The sequence below is a fragment of the Limnothrix redekei LRLZ20PSL1 genome (assembly GCF_043235035.1).
In the GTDB taxonomy this organism is placed as follows: domain Bacteria; phylum Cyanobacteriota; class Cyanobacteriia; order CACIAM-69d; family CACIAM-69d; genus CACIAM-69d.
Genome location: NZ_JAZAQF010000012.1, coordinates 94,211 through 112,854, shown reverse-complemented (window position 1 = coordinate 112,854; position 18,644 = coordinate 94,211). Strand labels below are relative to the sequence as shown.

The window sequence follows — 18,644 nt, the reverse complement described above, 5'->3', positions numbered from 1 at the left end:
CCTTGGATGGGCCGATCGCCCGATCGGCTCACCCCGTCCCAGTTCTCTTCGCCCCTAGCGTCCCCACCTAGCGCCCTAATCTATGGATCTGCACACCACCTATTTGGGTCTCACCCTTCGATCGCCCCTGGTCCCTTCGGCCGCTGCTCCGCTCACCAGTTCCCTCGATCACCTGCGTCGCTTAGAAGATGCCGGAGCGGGGGCGATCGTCTTGCCCTCCCTATTTGAAGAACAACTGGTGCAAGACAGCTTTGAGCTGCACCACCATCTCAGCCATGGGCGCGACAGCTATCCCGAAGCCCTCACCTACTTTCCTGAGCCGGAAGCCTTCCGCCTTGGCCCCGAGCATTATCTCGACCACATTCGCACCGCCAAAGCCGCCCTCAGCATTCCGATCATTGCCAGCCTCAATGGCTATTCCCCCGGGGGTTGGGTGGAATATGCCCGATCGATCCAGGAAGCCGGGGCCGACGCGATCGAACTAAACCTTTACTTTGTCCCCAGCGACCCGGACATTTCCGGCCTGGATATTGAGCAATCGTTCCTCACTACCCTGCGGGCCGTCAAAGCCGAAGTGAGCATTCCCATCGCGGTCAAAATCAGCCCCTACTTCAGCAGCCTGGCCAACATGGCCCAGCGCTTTGACGAAGCCGGAGCCGATGCCTTGGTGCTGTTCAATCGGTTTATGCAGCCCGACATCGACCCGATCGAGCTGGAGGTGCGCCCTGTTCCCTATCTCAGCTCCGCCAATGATTTGCGGTTGCCCCTGCGCTGGATTGCACTGCTCTATGGCCGGTTAGAGACGGATCTGGCGGCCACAGGTGGGGTGCAACATGGGGCCGATGTGGTGAAATTGCTGATGGCTGGGGCCAAGATTACCCAGGTTTGCTCTGTGCTGTTGCGCCATGGTCTGGAGCATTTGCGCGTTCTGGAGCGAGAACTGGTGGCCTGGCTAGAGGCCCAGGAATATAACTCCGTTGAGGAATTGCGAGGGGTGATGAGCCAAGTCCATTGCCCTGACCCCAGCGCCTACGAACGGGCCCAATACCTGAAGACGCTGCAATCTTTCCGGGTGGATGCGGGCCACGGGTTGATTCTCGATCCACCCATTCACAGCGGCTTCTTGCCTTCCTGAGACGGGACAAGCCTGGGGACGGGGATTGGCACACCCGCCCCAGGTACGCCGGGTCTTGGGCCGATCGCCCTGCTAAAGCAACCCAGCCAAGTGCAGCGGCCCACGGCCGCTGATCAACTCCAACGCCAGTGCCAGGAAGCCCAGCATGGCCAAGCGACCATTCCACACTTCCGCCGCCGTGGTCAGTCCCCATTCCCAACGCTCTTGGGGATAAATCTTGGCCTTGTCGGGCGGGTGCAAGGTTTGGGCCAGGGTCATGCCCTTGCCATCTAGGGTTTCGATCGCCAGGTTGGCCAAATCCTCAATGAAACCCGGATGGACGTTCAGGGCGGGCACGCGGTGGAAATTATGAATTCCCGCTTCTTCGGCCACTTCCCGATATTCCATGTCAATTTCTTCAAGGGTTTCGATGTGCTCAGACACGAAACTAATCGGCACTACCACCAGGGTTTTCACCCCTTGGGCGGCCAGTTCCTTGATCGCATCGTCTGTGTAGGGCTGCAACCACTCGATCGGGCCCACCCGGCTTTGATAGGCGAGGGTATGTTGGTTGGGCCGATTCAGGGTGCGAATAATCCGCGCTACGCAGTCTTCAATTTCTTGCTGGTAGGGGTCGCCCGCCTCGGTCACGTAGCTGACGGGCACACCGTGGGCGCTGAAGAAGATGTGGGCGCTGTTGGGATCTTCACAGCGATCGAGTTCCGTGGCAATCAAATCCGCCATGGCCCGGAGATAACCGGGGCGATCGTACCAAGACTGCACCACGCGATGGTCGATCTTTTGCAGGGTTTGATCCTTTTCCATCAGCCGCTCAATCAGTCGGAAACTGGAACCGCTGGTGCTGATTGAAAATTGCGGATAAAGCGGCAAAATTGCCAAGTTATCTACGCCATCCCGCTTGATTTGATCGAGCGCTTCTTCGGTGAAGGGATACCAATAGCGCATTCCGATGTAGATCTTGGCATCGCGGCCCCGTTCCCGCAGCTTTCCTTCCAGGGCGCGGGCCTGGTCTTCAGTGATTTGCCGCAGGGGCGAGCCGCCACCAATTTGCTTGTAGCCCTCTTGGGATTTGGAGGCTCGTAGGGTGGAAATCAACCAGGCCAGGGGCTTTTGCAGAATTGGGCTGGGCAACCGGATAATTTCGGGATCGGAAAATAGGTTAAACAGGAAGGGCCGCACGTCTTCCAGCTTTTCTGGCCCCCCTAGGTTGAGCAATAAGACCCCATCTCGACCCATAACCTTTTGCTTCCCGTTCCGCTGTTGGTGTTTCTTTTCAGATTCTTAACTGATATTAACAATATCTTGAGGTTTGCGCAGACGGGCGATCGCCCCATCATCTGAACCCGGCAAGGGAACCCGGCAAGGGACTTCGCAACTGTCTGCAACACAGAACCCTCAAGGCGTTCAGTCATTGACCCTAATTTGATGAAGGGCCGTCTGACGGACGATTGCTATTGTCAATAATGTTTTAAGGATGCTTTGTGGCTACGATTCTACGGGATTTGAGTTATCGCTACCAGTGGCTGTACGACAACATTTCGCGGGTGGCGGCTCTGGCGGTGGGCGGTGAAGGGCGCTTTCGTCAATTAGCGTTACAAGATTTCGATTGGCAACCGGAAACCCGGGTGCTGGATCTCTGTTGCGGCTGGGGGCAAACAACGGCGCTGTTGGTGGAGCGATCGAACTGCGTGACCGGGTTGGATGCTTCGCCCAAGGCCCTGGCCCGGGCCCGATCGGCCGTGCCCCAAGCTACCTATGTGGAAGCCTTTGCGGAAGCCATGCCCTTTCCGGACGGTAGCTTTGAGGTGGTTCACAGCAGCGCCGCCATGCACGAAATGGAGGCTGAACAGCTCCGCCAAATTTTTCAGGAAGTCCATCGGGTGTTAGTTCCGGGGGGCTGTTTTCTGTTTTCCGATTTCCATGCCCCCACCAACCCGCTGTTTTGGCCAGGGGTGGCCGCGTTCTTCTGGCTGTTTGAAACGGAAACGGCTTGGGAATTTGTGCAAACAGATGTGCCGGGCTTGCTGGAGTCGATCGGGTTTTGTGATGTGTCTCAAGCGTTTTATGCGGGTGGATCGGTGCAAGTGCTGCGGGCTAAGCGTGCTACGAGCTAAGCGTCCCAAGTTTCTCATGCGATTAATTCCCATATGATCAATCCCCACACCGGCTGGCCCAGCGTGGGGACTGATGAGCAATGGGTTTGTTTAGGTCGCCAAACGGTAGCCCGATCGCCGATCAAGCCCTTGAGATGCTGTTTTCTTCGGCTTGTTTAAAAGCCTGAAATTGGAGCTTGAAATGAGAGCCGGAAATTAGAGCCTAAACGGTGAAATCCAACCACGCAGGAAGTAGAACACGCTTTGCAGGTATTCCGTCACCACCTTGGTGCTGACGGTGAGGCCTTCGGAGTTGGGAACCAGATCCGGAATGGAGAAATAGCGCCAGGGGATGGGGGTGATGTCCGGGGCATCGTAGGGCAGGGTGTAAAAGTCTGCCGGTTGCGGCACAACCCGGAAACCAACGGACTCAAACGCCAGGGTCGATCGCCGCATTTCGATCGCGGAGGTGACCAAGGCAATTCGGGCCCCCTGGGGGTTGGAACCAAACTCATCGCGCACATCCAGGGCACTGTTGCGCACGTTCACCACTTCCCGCTTCTGGGCAATTTCGCTGCGGGGAATCACGATCGCGCTGGCCGGCACGCCCATTTCCTGTAACAACACGCTGATATCAGACGATTCCGCCGCCCGGCAGCGCGTGGCCGTGCCGTCTGGGTTGCGACAGTCGCTGTTCACGGGTCGCCAGTAAGCGTTCAGTTCCGGCCGGAAACCCGCGCTCACAATAATTCGATTGGCCCGGCCAGCGCGATACAGTTGCGCCGCCAATGTAATTCGATCGCCGCTTTCGGTTAGCTCAATGCGCTGTTGGCCAATCCCCGCCACACGGGTTGTGCCATTCCCCAGCAGCACGATCGCCTCAACGGATCCGCGATCGCCATAACCCTGCATGGACACAGCTTCGCGCTCCAGTTGCCCCGCCAGCAAAAACCCGATCGCCGGGGTGCTAAACAGCAGCAACACCGAAAAGGCCCAGGCCGCCACCCCATTGGCCGTGAACTTGCCCGGCCCTTCGCGCAGCACCCAGCGCGAGAGCAACAACAGCGACAGACCCAGAGGAGTCAGAAGCAGGGACAGAAGGCTGCCCACCGATTCCGAGGTGCGGCCACCGGGGTTCATAAAAGCGATCGTCAGCAGTGCCGCGATCGTGACAATGCCAAAACCGGTGTAGTAGGCCACCGGGATGAACTTGACCTGAAACAGGAAGTACCAGATCAGCCAGCCGATAAACAGCCAAATTAAGATAAAGGTCAGGGTCTCAAACATTCCAAATCACCCACGTCGGCGATCGACCTACCGGTTAGTTTTAACCGCAAGTTTTAGGGCAATGGTAGAGGAATTTTGCCGCTTTGAAACCAGAAGCCTAACCCCCAGCGCTTTTTGAGCGATCGACTGCTGACCGTAAACGCCCATCACCCATTGCTGACTTTAGAAATTCCTTAACAATTTCCTGGATCCAACGAATTGCCCCGATCGCCCCGTGGCCCCGTCCAGTTGCCGCCTGGTGAGCCGATCAACGACGGGAACAACCCCAGGTTGGGGCCTGCGGCCGGGTCTGCGTCGTTTTGCCTGGGGCTGTTGTCTTCCTCCTGCGTGCCTGTTGCTCAGCATTTCAAACCGGTGAACGGTTCGATCGACCATCACCAATCATGCTTAGCCTGACTTGCTACACCAAATTTCTACACCAAATTTCTGCACTGAAATTTCTACACTGGATTTCCGTACGGACTTCCTGCACTACATTCTCGTACTCAAGCTCATGCAGCAAATGCAGCAATTTAATCAACGAACTTAGCAATCAATGAACTTAATGCACTGATTATGAGCTAAATTGTGAACCCCCTAGGGCTGCATGGTGGTTAAATTTCGATTTGTTCTAGAATTCAATAAATCTTTAAAAGACTCTGCTTAACCTATTCTTGACGCTGCCGAATCGTGGTGTTATACCAAATTCGGCTGGGTTAATTTCCTGATCAATTAAGCGGATGATCTAAGCTAACCATCGAATTGTTGCTTACTCTTCAAAAAACGAATCCTGCGAATTGGATCATTCATGAAGCAAAATCTTTGGGCCATCTTCTGAATGAAAACAACGAGCTATTCTGAGTTTTGATGGAGTGACAACAGCTTGATGGATTCTTCATCTTGGTTGATTTAAAGTCAACCTACGATCAGTCACAATTTGCAACCTGATTGCTCGCCAATTGTTGATGCTTTGTGATTACTCTTGATCAAATCATTCTCCACTGAGAAAAAATATGTCTGGAATTCGCGACGTTGACGGCGACCCCAACGGCACTTGGGCAGACTTGAGCTGGTCTGATCTCAGCAGCGAAGAGCAGTCCCTCTGGGGTGAGTTGGGATGGGATGAGTCGAGCTGGGAAGAAGATACGGATCCCCCAGCCAGTGATGATGAATATTGGGAAGATTTGAGCGCTGGCCAGCAAGCGGCTTTGACGAAGCTCGGCTATACCCAGGCCCTTTGGGACGAGGAATAAAGACTGCCTGAAATTTGCTTCCCCAAAGCTTTTTCACTGACAACGCATGAATATTTTGAAAACAAGGGGTTAATGCTCCTTGTTTTTATTTTATTTTATTTTTTGTTTTATCTCTTAGATCTCTTGCATCAATTTCTTGTTTTACGATTTTGTTTTATCTCTTAGATCTCTTGTGTCAATTTCTTGTTTTACGATTTTGTTTTATTTATTTAGCTCTCTTGCATCGATCACGATCCTTATCCTAAGCGTTAGTAGGGTGGGCACTGCCCACTTCATAATTGCTTCATGGACTCTGTGATATGGCGTACCAATCTTTCTGGGTAAAGGTTGTATTTTTAAATTTCAAATTTATCAAATTGATTTAACTGAATATTAGAATTTTTGGGCCTCTGGGTTGTGCTGTTTGCTTTCAAGGCTGGCTGGGTTTCCCAGGGGCAGGGCCTGTTAAGGTTGGTTAACTGGCCCGATCGGGGAAGCCAATCAGCAAACAGCAGTTCAAGTTTCAATCAATTGCAGTTGCTGGATTGACGCGACGACCCATGGGAAGCACTATTGGGAAAAAACTCGCCTAGCAGGTGACATCCGAAAGACCGGCTCATGGTGACTTTTCCTGAGCAAGGTCTGGCCGATGCTGAATGAGTAGTAATCGAAAACGGTGATTGAAGACAGCAATTGAAGGCTTCAAGACCGCTGCTTTTTGATTTCTCACAGCTCATGACCGATCGAGTTTGTCTATGTCTCCTGTTTCTTTGCGTTGGCGTTTGGGTTTGATTGTGCCCTTGGGATTGGGTCTGTTAATGGGGGCTGTTGGGGAACTGGGGCAGCCGTCGATCGCCCAGGCCAATCCCCGATCGACCCCCAGCCCCACGCGCAACACCCATCATCAGTTGCCCCCCTCCGTGCGATCGCGCATCTTGGCAGTGGCGGCCAGGGATTTGGGTCAAGCGCCTGGGAACCTGACCATTCGCGAAGCCACCCGCGTCACTTGGGCCGACAGTTGCTTGGGGTTGGGTGGGCCAGCGGAACTCTGTGCCCAAATGCAAGTCCCGGGCTGGGCCGTTGAAGTGAGCGAGCGTCAATCCTGGGGGCCGCCCAGTTGGTTTTATCGCGCCGATCAAGCGGGTCAGATCATTCGCCAGGCGGTGGGTTCCCGATCGCTCACGCCAGAAGTGGAACAGCGGTTGCTGCGACAGGCGGAACGATCGCTGAAGTTGCCGCCCCGATCGCTCACGGTCACAGCCCTGAAACGCAGAACCTGGAATGGCTGCATGGGGGTTTATGACGCGCCGCTCACGGCCTGCACCATGATTGCGATCGATGGCTGGCAAGCCATTTTGAACCAGGGCGATCGGGCCTTTGTGTTTCACCTTGATCGCGCGGCCAACCTCGTGCGCTACAACCAAGCCGCCAGCAACGGCACAACCGCCATTGCTCCCATGACCAGCGACCTTCCCACCCTCGGCAATGGAGAGCGATTCCAGATGCACATCACTGGCGGGATTGCCGGTCGCCAGGAACGTTGGACTTTGATGGAAGATGGGCGATTGTTGCGGCGCATCAACAATCAAGCGCCGGAGTTGGTGGGCCAACTGTCTGCCAATCAGCGAACGGAATTGGAACAGGCTCTGGATAACAGCATGTTGTCCAATCTCTCGGGCCTCAGTTACTTGCCCACACCGGGAGCCGCAGACTACCAAACGGTGACCCTGACCGATCGGGGAGTTTCGGTGCAATATGCCGATCTGATGCGCGATCGACTGCCCCAATCCATCCAGCAAGTGACTGGTGCTTGGGAACGGGCGATCGCCAGCTTGCAAGCTCCCTAGCCGATCGCATCGGCCTTGGGTAATTGGCCCTCAAGGCCGACGCAATCGCTGCTCAATTTGCTGCAAAATTTGGGGCTTGGCGCGATCCAACTCCTTCCGCAGATAGGCCTTGCCCACCTGTGGATCCGCTGCGGGCATCTGTGAGCTTTGGTCAGCCCACTGACGCAGCATTTGGCAATTGGCCGCCGTTAAGTGAATTTTGGCCACATACTGGCAACTGTGGGGATCCTCAAGGGCAAAAAACAGCAATCGATAGCAACTTTGCTTGGCCAACTGCCGAGCCAATTCCAAATTGCGGGGCTGTTTCAAATCCAAATAGGACGGTAGCCACTTAGCCCGCCTTGTGCCGTCCCCGATCGACACATAGAGCACCGTCAGCCACAGCACCATCGGATGGGGAGACATCATGCCCATAAACCGGCTGTAGCAACTGCTGCCCTCTTCGCTGGATTGGATGGCGCGAATCATTTGGCGCGGCAACATAATCCAAACCGTTGCCAGCGGGTCGCCACTGGTGGGCAACAGGTGAGGAAACACAATTTCCGCCACTGGCTTGCCCTTGGGCCAAGACTGCAACCGACAGAGCACATCAGGATCCGCATTACTCGATCGACCCCGCGATTCAGATCCGCCCTCACTGCCGAGGGAAGCTCCGGGCAAGGTCGCCCGCTGGAGCGTGCTTTCAATGCGACGACTAATCAGCCGGCCGGGACTGTAGCGGTGTTCCATCGGCTCCAAAGCTTGCAAAATATCGCTAACGGACGCGGGGCGATCGTCCGGCTTTTTCGCCAAGCATTGCAGAATCAGTGACTCCAGCGGCTTGGGCACTTTCAGCCCCGGCCGCGCCTCCGCAAAGGTCATGGGCGGGCTGTCCCGGTGTACCTTATACCAACTGCCAAAGGAATGGGTTTCCGCCCGCAGGGGCATCTTCCCCGAGAGCATTTCAAACATCACCACGCCCAGGCTATAGATATCAGCCCGGCCGTCCAACTCCTTGCCTTCCATCTGCTCCGGTGAAGAGTAGGCCAGGGTTCCCATGAAGTGGCTGGTTTGGGCCGCATCCCCTTGCATGAGTTTGGCGATCCCAAAATCCAAAATCTTGACCGACTCACCCATGTCCGGATCTTGCACCACCAGCAGGTTGCTGGGCTTGATGTCTCGGTGGACGATCGGGCAAAGGCGATCCTCGAGCAAAATGCCCTGGTGAGCCGCCTGAAGTCCCAGGCAAATTTGATGGGCCAAATTGAGAAAGCGCGGCAGGGGCATGGTTTCCCGCTTGACGATCGCCCCCAGGTCTCGGCCCTCGAGATATTCCATCACATAGAACGGAACCTCATCCTCGCTGACCCCGTAGTCCAACACCTGGACAATGTGCTTGCTTTTTTGCCCTAACAGAAAACAGGAGCGGGCTTCCCGTTTGAAGCGATCGCGCATTTTCTGGTTCAGCAAGGTTTGAGACAAAAACTTCACGGCCACGGGCGCATCCAGCAGGATGTGCTTGGCTCGGTAAACGCGACCCATAGCACCGCGCCCGATCAACTCATCGAGTCGATATCGGTCGGCTAGCACTCGGCCAAGATTCGGGTCGCTCATAGCGTCTGCGCTCTTCTGCTGGGCTGATCGCAAAAATTAGAAATCGTCAAATCAAACCAAGAATGCAACGAATCTGGTGAATCCTATCAGTATCCCCGATGCCCAAGTGGCGATGCCCAGGTGGCGATCGTCAATCCTGGGTATGCAGTCTTGGGTACTCAGTCGGCGGGGCCAGACCGTGAGATCAAGCGTTGAAATTCTGCGGATTCGGTTGCACCCAGACTAACTGGTCTATTTCCTCGTCATGATCCTTGCCAAAGGAATTCGATCGAATACCCGAGCGAGCAGATGCCCGAGTGAGCAGATGCTTGATGGAACGAATGCAACAGATCTAACTGATCCAATAGCCATATCTGACCTGGTGAGAGCCGTCAGGAGCTGTTCCCGAAGACCTGTCTAGAAGGCTAGGGCAAGCAAACCAACCAAAATTAAAGCAAAAAGTTGATGAACAATGCGATTGGCTGCGGGAAGACCTTAAGGGCGATCGGCCGCCAGGAGTAGGGAAAAAGTGGAGCGGCGGGGTTGGTTGAGGAGAGCTGGCAGGGCGGGGAAGCTTTGGCCCGGTTCCCCAATCATTGTCGCCTACTCCCAACTGATGGAGCAAAGGGGCCGATCTCGCCCTTGCGCAGAGTTGGGAACCTTGGCGGCTCGGTTTTGTAGTCAAGATGCGAGTGGAGGACGAGTCAATAGCGTAGCGGCCGCAACCATAGCAACCGTAGGAACCGTAGAAACCTTAGAAACCTTAGAAACCTTAGAAACCGTGCCGATCGCCTTGGGCCAAGCCAGAATTGGGGAAATCCAAATTGCAGGTATCCGTGAAGTGTGCGGAATGTGCGGAATTTGTTAATGTGCGGAATTTGTTGAATTGGCGCAATTTGCGGAACTTGTGAAATTCCTATCAATCCCGAGAATTGGTCGAATCCATCGCTAAGTTTGTGTTTAGGTCTGCATCTAGAGTTTGCCCCTAGAGTCTGCATCTAGAGCTTTCGTCGCGAGTCTGCACCTAGGTTTGTGTCCGGTTGGGGGCCCGTCGTCTCCGCATTGGTTTTCCAGTCAAGTTTGATGGTCTTTGAACAAATGGTTGCTTCCTCAACTCCCCAGTTAATCCCGATCGTCTTGGCCGGTGGCAAGGGTGAGCGGTTTTGGCCCCTCAGTCGCCGTCAGTTTCCCAAGCAGTTTCTCTGTTTGGATGGCAGCGGCCGCAGTTTGTTGCAAGCCACGATTGATCGCCTGATTCCGTTGGCGGGGGCGGCGGAGCATGTTTGGGTTGTGACGGGTCAACACCTGGAAGCCACGGCCCGCGAACAGTTGCCGGAATTACCGGCAGCAAATTTTGCGATCGAACCGGAAGGGCGCGACACAGCCCCGGCCCTGGCTTGGGCAACCCTGGAAGCGGCCAAGCAATATGGCGATGAGGCGGTGTTGGGCTTTTTCCCGGCGGATCACTGGATTGGCGACGGGGAAGCGTTTGCCCAAACCCTGGCGGCGGCGGCGACCTTGGCCCGCAAGGAGGGGGCGATCGTCACCTTGGGTATTACGCCAACCCAGCCGGCCACGGGCTATGGTTACATCGAACAGGGCGAGGCCTTGGGGGACTTTGCGGGCCTGCCGGGCTATCGCGTCAGTCGGTTCACGGAAAAGCCCGATCGCGCCCGGGCCGAACAGTTTCTCGCCAGCGGTCGTTATAGCTGGAATAGCGGCATGTTTGTGTTTCAGGCCAAGACGGTGATTGCGGAATTAGAACGGCACGCCCCGAAAATTATTGAACCGCTGCGGGCCGAAGGGGTGGCGGCCTATGGCAAGGTTCCCAAGCTGAGCGTGGACTATGCGCTGATGGAAAAGACCGATCGCGCCTGCATTGTTCCGGCGGCCTTTGCTTGGGATGACCTGGGTGATTGGAATGCGATCGAGCGGCTGTTAAAGGGCGATCGGGCCAATGTGGATTTGGCTCAACATTTGGCTTTGGAGACAACCGGGGCGATCGTCTACAGCAGCGATCCCGAAGAGTTGGTGGTCACCATTGGCCTAGAGGATGTGGTGGTGGTGCGCGATGGGAATGTGACCCTGATTGTGGCGAAGGATCGCACCCAAGATATTAAGGCGGCGGTGAAGGCGGTGCAGGATCACCCCGAATGGCTCGATCGGCTCTAGGGCCTGTCTAGGGCTTGTCGTCCAATCGCCTGAAACCCTGATTCCCCCGTTAAATCATAGAGCTTTGCTTGTGCTCGTTTTCCTATGGCTTTGCCCCCTGTGCCGGCCGCTTGCTGGCTGATTAAATCTGAACCCACAACTTACTCGATCGCCCACCTAGAGCGCGATCGACAGACCATTTGGGATGGCGTGCGGAACTATCAAGCGCGTAACTTTCTGCAAGCGATGCAGCCGGGAGATTGGGCGTTTTTTTATCACTCCAACACGGAGCCGCCGGGAATTGCGGGTCTGGCGCAGGTGGCCGTGGCCAAGGTGGTGGATCCAACCCAGTTTGACCCCAACAGCCCGTATTTTGACCCCAAGGCCAGTCCCGATCGCCCCCGTTGGTTCACGGTGGAAGTGGCCCATCTGCAAACCTTTGATCGGTTCTTACCCTTGGAATTGTTGCGATCGCAATTCACGGCCGATGAGTTGCTGATTTTGCGACGGGGAAACCGCCTTTCCGTTACGCCGGTCGATCGCCCCGTGGCTGAGCGATTGCTAACCTTGGCCAGCTCGCCTCAAACCTCGCCTTAAACCTAAAGAGAGCCAAAAGGGGGCCAAATTGAAAATTGGGTCTCTCAACTCCATCAAACTCCATCAAACTCCATCGAACTCCATCGAACTCCAGCAGACCGGGGGCTGGAGTGCCTTGCTCCGGCTTTGGGAAATTGCGCTTTAACCAAATTTTAAAGATAGGTTAAGCTGAGGCAACTGCCATTTTTGCTACGGTCGAGAGCGCGTCCGCCCCCAACCCCCATGATTAGCCAAGCCATTGCCCGCTACATCGAAGGTACCGACAGTTCCCATAAACCCTGGTTGCTGGTACAGCTTCGCCTTGCCAAATTGGAAGAACAGCGCGATCGCCTTTCGCCAGCGGAATATTCCCAAGCCCTAGCGGACATTCACCAAGACTTGATGAATTTAGGGGAATGGTGGGTCGGTCGCGAACAGGAAATGTTTCGACCTCATGGGCCAGGCGGCAACGAGTAATGACTAGGGCGCAACGAGCTACCACGGAAAATCCCGATCAACCGGAATCGCAATCGATCGACCTGCACGATCCGCAGTACTACTTCAACCGGGAACTGAGTTGGATTCAGTTCAACCGGCGGGTGCTGCACGAGTCTATGGACGATCGCAACCCCCTGTTGGAGCGGTTGAAGTTCTCTGCGATCTTCAGCTCCAACCTGGATGAATTTTTCATGGTGCGCGTGGCTGCCCTCAAAAAGCAGGTGGAGGCGGGTGTGGCCAAGCGGCCTCCCGACGGGCGATCGCCCCAACAGCAACTGGTTGAAATTGCTGAACACCTGCGCCCGATCGTGGCCGACCAACATCAACACTACGCCAAGGTGTTGCGTCCCCTGTTGGCCGAACAGGGCATTTACCTGCTGGATTACGTTGACCTGAACCAAGAGCAGCGGGCCTATCTCCATCAGCTCTTTGAGGCGGAAATTTTCCCGGTACTCACGCCCTTGGCGGTTGATCCGGGTCATCCCTTTCCTCACATCTCCAACCTCAGCCTGAATCTGGCGGTGGTGGTGCAGGATCCGGAAACCCAGGAAGATCACTTTGGGCGGGTGAAGGTTCCCGAAAGCCTGCCCCGCTTTCTGCCCCTGGCGGCCGATAGTCTGGATCCGGCCACCCTTAGTGCCGATTGGGTGGGGCCCAATCCCGGTAAGCCGGTTTGGGTTTGCGTGGCGATCGAGCAGGTGATTGCTCACAATTTAGAAAGCCTGTTTCCGGGCATGAATATCCTGGAATATCAGCCCTTTCGGGTCACCCGCAACGCGGACATCGCCGTGGCGGAAGATGAGGCCGATGACCTGCTGCTGGCGATCGAACAGGAATTGCGAAAACGGCGCTTGGGCGGTTCCGTGGTGCGGCTAGAGGTGCTGGACACCATGCCCACGGAAATTAGTGATCGACTACTCGAAGAGTTGGAAATCACCGCCGAGAGCGTCTATCCTGTCACCGGCCTGCTGGGGCTGCGGGACTTCATGTCCTTTTTGGGTTTGCCCCTGCCTCACTTGAAAGACCCCTCCTGGAACCCAGTGATTCCTAAGCGGGTGCAACGCCTGCCGGAACCTTCGGAAAATGTGCAATCCCCAGAGGAAGAGGAAGTCAGCGACTTTTTCACAGAAATTCGCCGTCAAGACTTGCTGTTGCATCATCCTTATCACTCCTTTTCCGCCACGGTGCAGCGGTTCATTACGGAAGCAGCCCGCGATCCGAATGTGCTGACGATCAAGATGACCCTGTACCGCACCTCTGGCGACTCCCCGATCGTCCATGCCCTGATTGATGCGGCGGAAAACGGCAAACAGGTGGTGGTGTTGGTGGAACTCAAGGCACGGTTTGATGAGGAAAACAACATCAACTGGGCCCGCAAGCTGGAAAGCGCCGGGGTGCATGTGGTTTATGGTTTGGTGGGTCTGAAAACCCACACCAAAATTGTGCTGGTGGTGCGCAAGGAGCCGGAGGGATTGCGTCGCTATGTCCACATTGGAACCGGAAACTACAACCCCAAAACCGCCAAGCTCTACACCGATGTGGGGCTGCTCAGTTGCCGGCCGGAGCTGGGGGCTGACTTGACCGATTTGTTCAATTACCTGACGGGCTATTCTCGCCAACGCTCCTATCGCAAGCTGTTGGTGGCCCCGGTGAATATGCGCGATCGGATGGTGGCCTTGATTCAACGGGAGCGCGACTGGGCCCGCCAAGGTCAACAGGGGCGCGTTGTGGCCAAAATGAATGCCCTGGTTGATCCGGTGGTGATTCGGGCGCTGTATGAGGCCTCCCAAGCGGGGGTGCAGGTGGATTTGATTGTGCGGGGAATTTGTTGTTTGCGGCCGGGTTTGCCGGGCCTGAGCGACCACATCCGCGTGGTCAGCATTGTGGGCCGCTTTTTGGAACATTCCCGCATTTTCTATTTCCACAATGGCGGCCAAGATGAGCTGTATATTGGCAGTGCCGATTGGATGCCCCGCAATTTGACGCGGCGGGTAGAGGCCGTCACCCCGATCGAGGATCCCGACTTGGTGCAAGAATTGCAAGCCATTTTGGGTGTGATGCTGGCTGACACACGCAACGCCTGGGAACTGCAAGCGGATGGAATCTATACCCAACGTCAACCCCTGGGCAAATCGGATCCCCAAGCGTCTCAGGTGGTGTTGATGCAGTTGGCAGAACAAGAAGCGGTGATGAAGGATGACGATTAGTGGTTGCTAGTGGTGGATTGATTGCTAGTGGTGGCAGAGTTGCCTGATGCCCAAAACTCGGCGGCCAGAAATCCTGTAGCCGAAAACCAGCAGCCGATCGCCCCTGAACTGATTCGGCAACGGCTTCGATCGGCCATTTGCGATCGGCCCCAGGACTCGGATTTATACGTGCAGTTCGCCCAAGTGCTGGCCCAACTGCAACGGTGGCCGGCGGCGGCCATGGCCCTGTGGCGGGCGGCGGAGTTGGCTCCTGCTAACTGGCGGCTGTGGCTGCAAGGGGCCCAGGTGGCGGAAGGGCTGGGCGATCGCCCGATGGCGATTCGAGCTTATTTGCGATCGCTCCAAGCGAATGGCAACGGGGCCACCTGCTGTTTTCGGGTGGCGCGGCTGCTGCGGGAATTGGGGCGCGATCGGGAAGCGGCCGACTGTGAGCGCTGGCAACTGCCCCCCGCGATCGTCCAGGAATTTGCGCGGTTGGACTATCCCTTGCATTTGTGTTCCGCCGCCAATTTACCCGCAGAGCAAACCCGCTGGCTGGAGCCGATCGCCCCCTACCCACCCCTCAAAGCTGCCCGTATGTTGGGGCCTGTGCATCCGCACTTGACTCCAGACACCGCCCCCCAACTGCCGCCCTGGCCTCGCCCCGGAGTGGTGGCCATTCCCCAAGGGCGGGCCCAAATTTCCCAGTTGGGGATCTGCATCACCACGGCCGACCATCAAGTCGTTCAGGAACTGTCCTCGGGGATTGCGCCTTTGCAGGCGGTGAGCCAGCCACCGCCCGTTCGGAAACTGTCGGGCACAGCAGCCTTTTTGTCTGTGCGGTTTCGGCCTAACTATTGGCATTGGATGGTGGACTGTTTGCCCCGGTTGGCTTGGTTGGCGGAGGCAGGGTTTGAGCGATCGGCGATCGATTGGTGGGTGTTCGATCGCCTCGACTATCCCTTTCAATTCGCCACCCTGGAGCGCTTGGGCATCAACCCCGATCGCGTCGTTTCGAGCGATCGTCATCCCCACCTTCAAGCCGATCGGCTCTTGGCCTTACCGCCCTTGGGCCGCTGCACTCCCATTTCCGATAACGCCTTCACTCCCCAGACCCGCGACTTTTTGCGACGGGAATTTTTACCGCTGGCAATGGCGATCGACCCGGCCCACTGTCCCGATCGGCTCTACATCACAAGGCGCAACAATGTGCAGCATCGCCGGTTTTTAAACGAAGCGGAAATTTTGCCCCTGTTGACCCAGCGGGGGTTTCAGGCGGTGGATCTTGATGGTCTCAGTCTGGGTCACCAAGCCGCCCTGTTCCAGCGGGCCCGTGTCATTGTGGCTCCCCATGGCGCAGGTTTGACCAATTTGGCCTACGCCGAACCGGGCACAACGGTGATTGAGCTATTTCCACCGCGCTATGTGGCGAATTTCTTTTGGTTAGTGGCCAACTGTAGCCATTTGAACTATTGGGCCCTGTTGGGGCGCGAAACATTGCCACCTTTGCCGATCGGGGATTGGATGGCCCAGGCCCAAGCCTATCGAGATGACTTGGAAATCGATCCTCAGGCCCTGGCCACCATCCTCGATCGGGCAAGTCTATAGAAATCAGCCAACCACTGAACACCCAATCACTGAGCAAACTTAGACCAAAGCCGGAGTGAAATCCCCTGCGGTCAGTTGGTTGGGCGCGAGGTTGGCGATCTTGGCCAGCAGCGTTGTGCCATTACTGAGGTTCAAGAAGCCATTGCTCACCGTCAGATTCAAAGAGTCGAAACCCACACCCAAGGGTAAAACGAGGCGATCGATGCCGACTTCAAAATCGAGAATCGTCTCAGTGCCTTCACCAATCACAAAGCGATCGCTCCCCGCGCCGCCAATTAGGGTGTCTTCGCCCCGATCGCCACTGAGCAGATCATCGCCATCGCTGCCAAACAGCCAGTCAGCCCCCCGACCGCCAAAGAGCAGATCGTTACCGGTTCCGCCGCAGAGGGTATCCGCCTGTTGGTTGCCAAAGAGCGTGTCGTTTCCGTCACCGCCCGCCAGCCAATCGGTTTCTGCGCCACCCCATAGCCAGTCAGAGTCACCTAGCCCCAAGAGTTGGTTGCTTTCGGCATTACCCCACAGGATATCTGCGCGATCGGAACCGGTTTGGGTGCGATCGGGCATCAGCAAGGGCGGTTGACACCCATAACCGCTGTCCCCGATCGGGAAAGAACTGAGGCTGGGGGGAACCTGTCCAGCAACCGGGAAATCATAGATTGCCGGTTCGCCGTTGGTGCGCAGCACAACGCGCCCGTCATAGGTTCCCGGTTGCTCCGTGAGTGCCAAAGTTACTGGGAGGGTGGTGCTGGGCAGAACAACGGGCGGCAGGGGTTCCAAAATGGAAAAGCCCTTGGGGAGTTGAAAATCCAAGAGCTTCAGGGGTTCTGAGCCAATGTTGGTGATGCTGATGACCTGTTGGGGCCGGGCTGCGCTGTCTGTGGTTGCTGAGGGTTGGGTGAGCTGTATGGGGGCGGTGGTGTCGTCAAGGATGATTGGCCCGCCCCGATCGAGAGTCACGATCAGTCGAGGCGGCAGGGGCGGCGGTGGGGCGATCGGGCTGCTGGGGGGAAGTTCTGGGCTGGGGGCGATCGGGGCCGGAGCCACAAAAACTGGAGCAACAGGAGCCGGAGCCAAACCACCGACCGGACTCAAGGGACTGGGGGAACTGGTGGCCCCGTCGTTATCTTCGATCTCGATCGTTTGTACCAGGCTGCTGCCGAGGGTCAAGCCACTGGTCGTTGCTTTCAGGGTAATGGTGGCGGTTTCGGTTCCTTCCACCATCGCGTCATCCATCACCGTGAAGGTGACGGAGCCGGTTGTGTTGCCGCTGGTGATGCTGATTTGGGGTTGGCTGAGCTGATAGTCTTCCGGGGTGATGTTTGCCCCGCTGACTTGGAGTTCAACGGCTTGGTCACTGACAACGGCCTTGGAAGCGGTGGCCGTAACGGTGATGACGGTTCGATCGGTTTCGGTTCCTTTGTTATGGCTGACCGAGAGATTGACGGTGGGGTTGGGTGTGCCGGTGAGGGAGAAGTCATCGATCGCCAAACCATGATCATCCCCCGTATCATTTCGCTCCACCCAACGAAGCCAGAGGGTGTCATTGTGGGCCCAGCTCAAGCCGGACAGTGCGCCTCCAACGCCCGCAACCCGCCCCGCAACATTCCCGTCAACCATGCCAGCCGCTTCAGTGGCAACGGGCGAAGTCCAATTGAACGCGCTTCCTGGCGCTGTCCAGGTTGGAACGGTTGTGAAACTGCTACCAAAGCCATATTCCAACACCATGGTTTGCGCAGTGGCGTTTCCCCCATTTCGCCACTGTTCACCCGTAAAGGAAATTGTGAGGTGATTAATTGTCGTGCCAGTGGTGTTTTTGGCCGCAAACGCGATCCATCCGGCAATGTTTCCGCTGGCAGGACTCCCGAAATATGTACCGCCTGAGCCGATGCCGCCTAAGGCTCGATCGCTCTCTCCAATGATGCCAAAGCTATAGAAATTGCCTGTAGTGGTGTCGCCTTGGCTCGATCGATAAATTGTTAAGGCCTGGCCAGGAGTGGGCTGGCGAAACAAATACCAGCCGGGCAGCGTAGTGTTATTAGTCCAAGCTAGATCACTGTTAGAACCACTCAAATCGAGAGCGTCGAAGTTCTGACTATAGGAACCGCTAAATGAAATAGCCATTGATGCACCCTGGCTTCAAATCTTTTTAATGACGGGTTGTTTAAGTTATGAAGTCGGTAGTAATTTTATCTTGAATAGGATGGTAATTGGTATCACAAAGAACGGACTCTAGGCGAGCCACGATCATCAGTCCTATGAGTAGCCATTACCGTAGCGACCATCAACAGCGCCAAAAACGCAAAAACAAGGAGCGGAGGCCCCTTGTTTTCAACAGTTTTGAAAAACTGGCTTAAAAGGTATGTTTAATTGGGCTGATTTAAGAGTCAGCCACTCAACCAGGCTTGAAATTGAGAAGCCTACACCCGATCGCCCAGCCTTAGCGAGCGATCGAATGTAGGAGCATTCACAACCTCAAATTC

14 protein-coding genes are annotated in these 18,644 nt (G+C 56.0%); 10 read left to right on the top strand and 4 right to left on the bottom strand.

The annotated features are described in order from the left end of the window. The first annotated feature begins 82 nt into the window (after nt 1–82). Complete coding sequence (locus VPK24_RS02435) at nt 83–1,135, top strand: dihydroorotate dehydrogenase-like protein (RefSeq protein WP_393010395.1); 1,053 nt, start codon at nt 83–85, stop codon at nt 1,133–1,135. Between the two features lie 72 nt (nt 1,136–1,207). Here VPK24_RS02435 and hemH read toward each other — a convergent pair whose 3' ends face one another. Continuing rightward, nucleotides 1,208–2,371, bottom strand: a complete 1,164-nt coding sequence (gene hemH / locus VPK24_RS02430; RefSeq protein ID WP_393010393.1) for a ferrochelatase — start codon at nt 2,369–2,371, stop codon at nt 1,208–1,210. Between the two features lie 245 nt (nt 2,372–2,616). On the opposite strand from hemH, the gene VPK24_RS02425 reads away from it, so the two are divergent. Continuing rightward, nucleotides 2,617–3,249: a class I SAM-dependent methyltransferase gene (locus VPK24_RS02425; RefSeq protein ID WP_393010391.1), complete on the top strand. Its 633-nt coding sequence runs from the start codon at nt 2,617–2,619 to the stop codon at nt 3,247–3,249. Between the two features lie 195 nt (nt 3,250–3,444). Here the strand turns inward: VPK24_RS02425 and VPK24_RS02420 are convergent, their stop codons facing one another. Beyond that, nucleotides 3,445–4,515, bottom strand: coding sequence for a YdcF family protein (locus tag VPK24_RS02420; protein WP_393010389.1), 1,071 nt, complete (start codon nt 4,513–4,515; stop codon nt 3,445–3,447). A 992-nt stretch (nt 4,516–5,507) separates the two neighbouring features. Between VPK24_RS02420 and VPK24_RS02415 the strand changes: the two genes are divergently transcribed. Both VPK24_RS02415 and VPK24_RS02410 read left to right on the top strand, forming a co-directional pair. Then, a complete protein-coding gene (locus VPK24_RS02415) occupies nt 5,508–5,747 on the top strand; it encodes a hypothetical protein (RefSeq protein ID WP_190355515.1) in 240 nt (79 codons plus the stop codon). A 734-nt stretch (nt 5,748–6,481) separates the two neighbouring features. Next, the gene (locus VPK24_RS02410; RefSeq protein ID WP_393010387.1) at nt 6,482–7,573 is read left to right on the top strand and encodes a hypothetical protein; all 1,092 of its coding nucleotides are present in this window, start codon (nt 6,482–6,484) and stop codon (nt 7,571–7,573) included. Nucleotides 7,574–7,603: 30 nt separating this feature from the next. On the opposite strand, the gene VPK24_RS02405 is transcribed toward VPK24_RS02410, so the two are convergent. Continuing rightward, nucleotides 7,604–9,166: a serine/threonine-protein kinase gene (locus tag VPK24_RS02405; protein WP_393010385.1), complete on the bottom strand. Its 1,563-nt coding sequence runs from the start codon at nt 9,164–9,166 to the stop codon at nt 7,604–7,606. 595 nt (nt 9,167–9,761) lie between these two features. Between VPK24_RS02405 and VPK24_RS02400 the strand changes: the two genes are divergently transcribed. The 6 genes from VPK24_RS02400 to VPK24_RS02375 all read left to right on the top strand — a co-directional run bounded on the left by VPK24_RS02400 (nt 9,762) and on the right by VPK24_RS02375 (nt 16,164). Beyond that, nucleotides 9,762–10,013: a hypothetical protein gene (locus tag VPK24_RS02400; protein ID WP_393010383.1), complete on the top strand. Its 252-nt coding sequence runs from the start codon at nt 9,762–9,764 to the stop codon at nt 10,011–10,013. A 230-nt stretch (nt 10,014–10,243) separates the two neighbouring features. Continuing rightward, nucleotides 10,244–11,317, top strand: a complete 1,074-nt coding sequence (locus VPK24_RS02395) for a mannose-1-phosphate guanylyltransferase (protein WP_393010381.1) — start codon at nt 10,244–10,246, stop codon at nt 11,315–11,317. Between the two features lie 84 nt (nt 11,318–11,401). Further along, entirely contained in the window at nt 11,402–11,893 is a 492-nt protein-coding gene (locus VPK24_RS02390) for an EVE domain-containing protein (protein ID WP_393010379.1), read from the top strand. Nucleotides 11,894–12,115: 222 nt separating this feature from the next. Continuing rightward, a complete protein-coding gene (locus VPK24_RS02385; protein WP_099535054.1) occupies nt 12,116–12,349 on the top strand; it encodes a hypothetical protein in 234 nt (77 codons plus the stop codon). Beyond that, nucleotides 12,349–14,577 carry a polyphosphate kinase 1 gene (gene ppk1 / locus VPK24_RS02380; protein WP_393010377.1) on the top strand — a complete coding sequence of 743 codons (2,229 nt, stop codon included), beginning with the start codon at nt 12,349–12,351 and terminating at the stop codon, nt 14,575–14,577. The genes VPK24_RS02385 and ppk1 overlap by 1 nt, the downstream gene beginning before the upstream one ends. Nucleotides 14,578–14,607: 30 nt before the next feature. Next, nucleotides 14,608–16,164 carry a glycosyltransferase 61 family protein gene (locus tag VPK24_RS02375; RefSeq protein ID WP_393010375.1) on the top strand — a complete coding sequence of 519 codons (1,557 nt, stop codon included), beginning with the start codon at nt 14,608–14,610 and terminating at the stop codon, nt 16,162–16,164. A gap of 39 nt (nt 16,165–16,203) precedes the next feature. On the opposite strand, the gene VPK24_RS02370 is transcribed toward VPK24_RS02375, so the two are convergent. Next, complete coding sequence (locus tag VPK24_RS02370) at nt 16,204–18,285, bottom strand: calcium-binding protein (RefSeq protein ID WP_393010373.1); 2,082 nt, start codon at nt 18,283–18,285, stop codon at nt 16,204–16,206. Nucleotides 18,286–18,644: the final 359 nt, after the last annotated feature.

Bases quoted from the DNA above. Each gene is read 5' to 3' on its own strand.
- VPK24_RS02385 (WP_099535054.1), top strand. From the start codon at position 12,116: ATGATTAGCCAAGCCATTGCCCGCTACATCGAAGGTACCGACAGTTCC.
- VPK24_RS02400 (WP_393010383.1), top strand. From the start codon at position 9,762: ATGGAGCAAAGGGGCCGATCTCGCCCTTGCGCAGAGTTGGGAACCTTG.
- VPK24_RS02435 (WP_393010395.1), top strand. From the start codon at position 83: ATGGATCTGCACACCACCTATTTGGGTCTCACCCTTCGATCGCCCCTG.
- VPK24_RS02370 (WP_393010373.1), bottom strand. From the start codon at position 18,285: ATGGCTATTTCATTTAGCGGTTCCTATAGTCAGAACTTCGACGCTCTC.
- VPK24_RS02420 (WP_393010389.1), bottom strand. From the start codon at position 4,515: ATGTTTGAGACCCTGACCTTTATCTTAATTTGGCTGTTTATCGGCTGG.
- ppk1 (WP_393010377.1), top strand. From the start codon at position 12,349: ATGACTAGGGCGCAACGAGCTACCACGGAAAATCCCGATCAACCGGAA.
- VPK24_RS02390 (WP_393010379.1), top strand. From the start codon at position 11,402: ATGGCTTTGCCCCCTGTGCCGGCCGCTTGCTGGCTGATTAAATCTGAA.
- VPK24_RS02415 (WP_190355515.1), top strand. From the start codon at position 5,508: ATGTCTGGAATTCGCGACGTTGACGGCGACCCCAACGGCACTTGGGCA.
- hemH (WP_393010393.1), bottom strand. From the start codon at position 2,371: ATGGGTCGAGATGGGGTCTTATTGCTCAACCTAGGGGGGCCAGAAAAG.
- VPK24_RS02410 (WP_393010387.1), top strand. From the start codon at position 6,482: ATGTCTCCTGTTTCTTTGCGTTGGCGTTTGGGTTTGATTGTGCCCTTG.
- VPK24_RS02405 (WP_393010385.1), bottom strand. From the start codon at position 9,166: ATGAGCGACCCGAATCTTGGCCGAGTGCTAGCCGACCGATATCGACTC.
- VPK24_RS02395 (WP_393010381.1), top strand. From the start codon at position 10,244: ATGGTTGCTTCCTCAACTCCCCAGTTAATCCCGATCGTCTTGGCCGGT.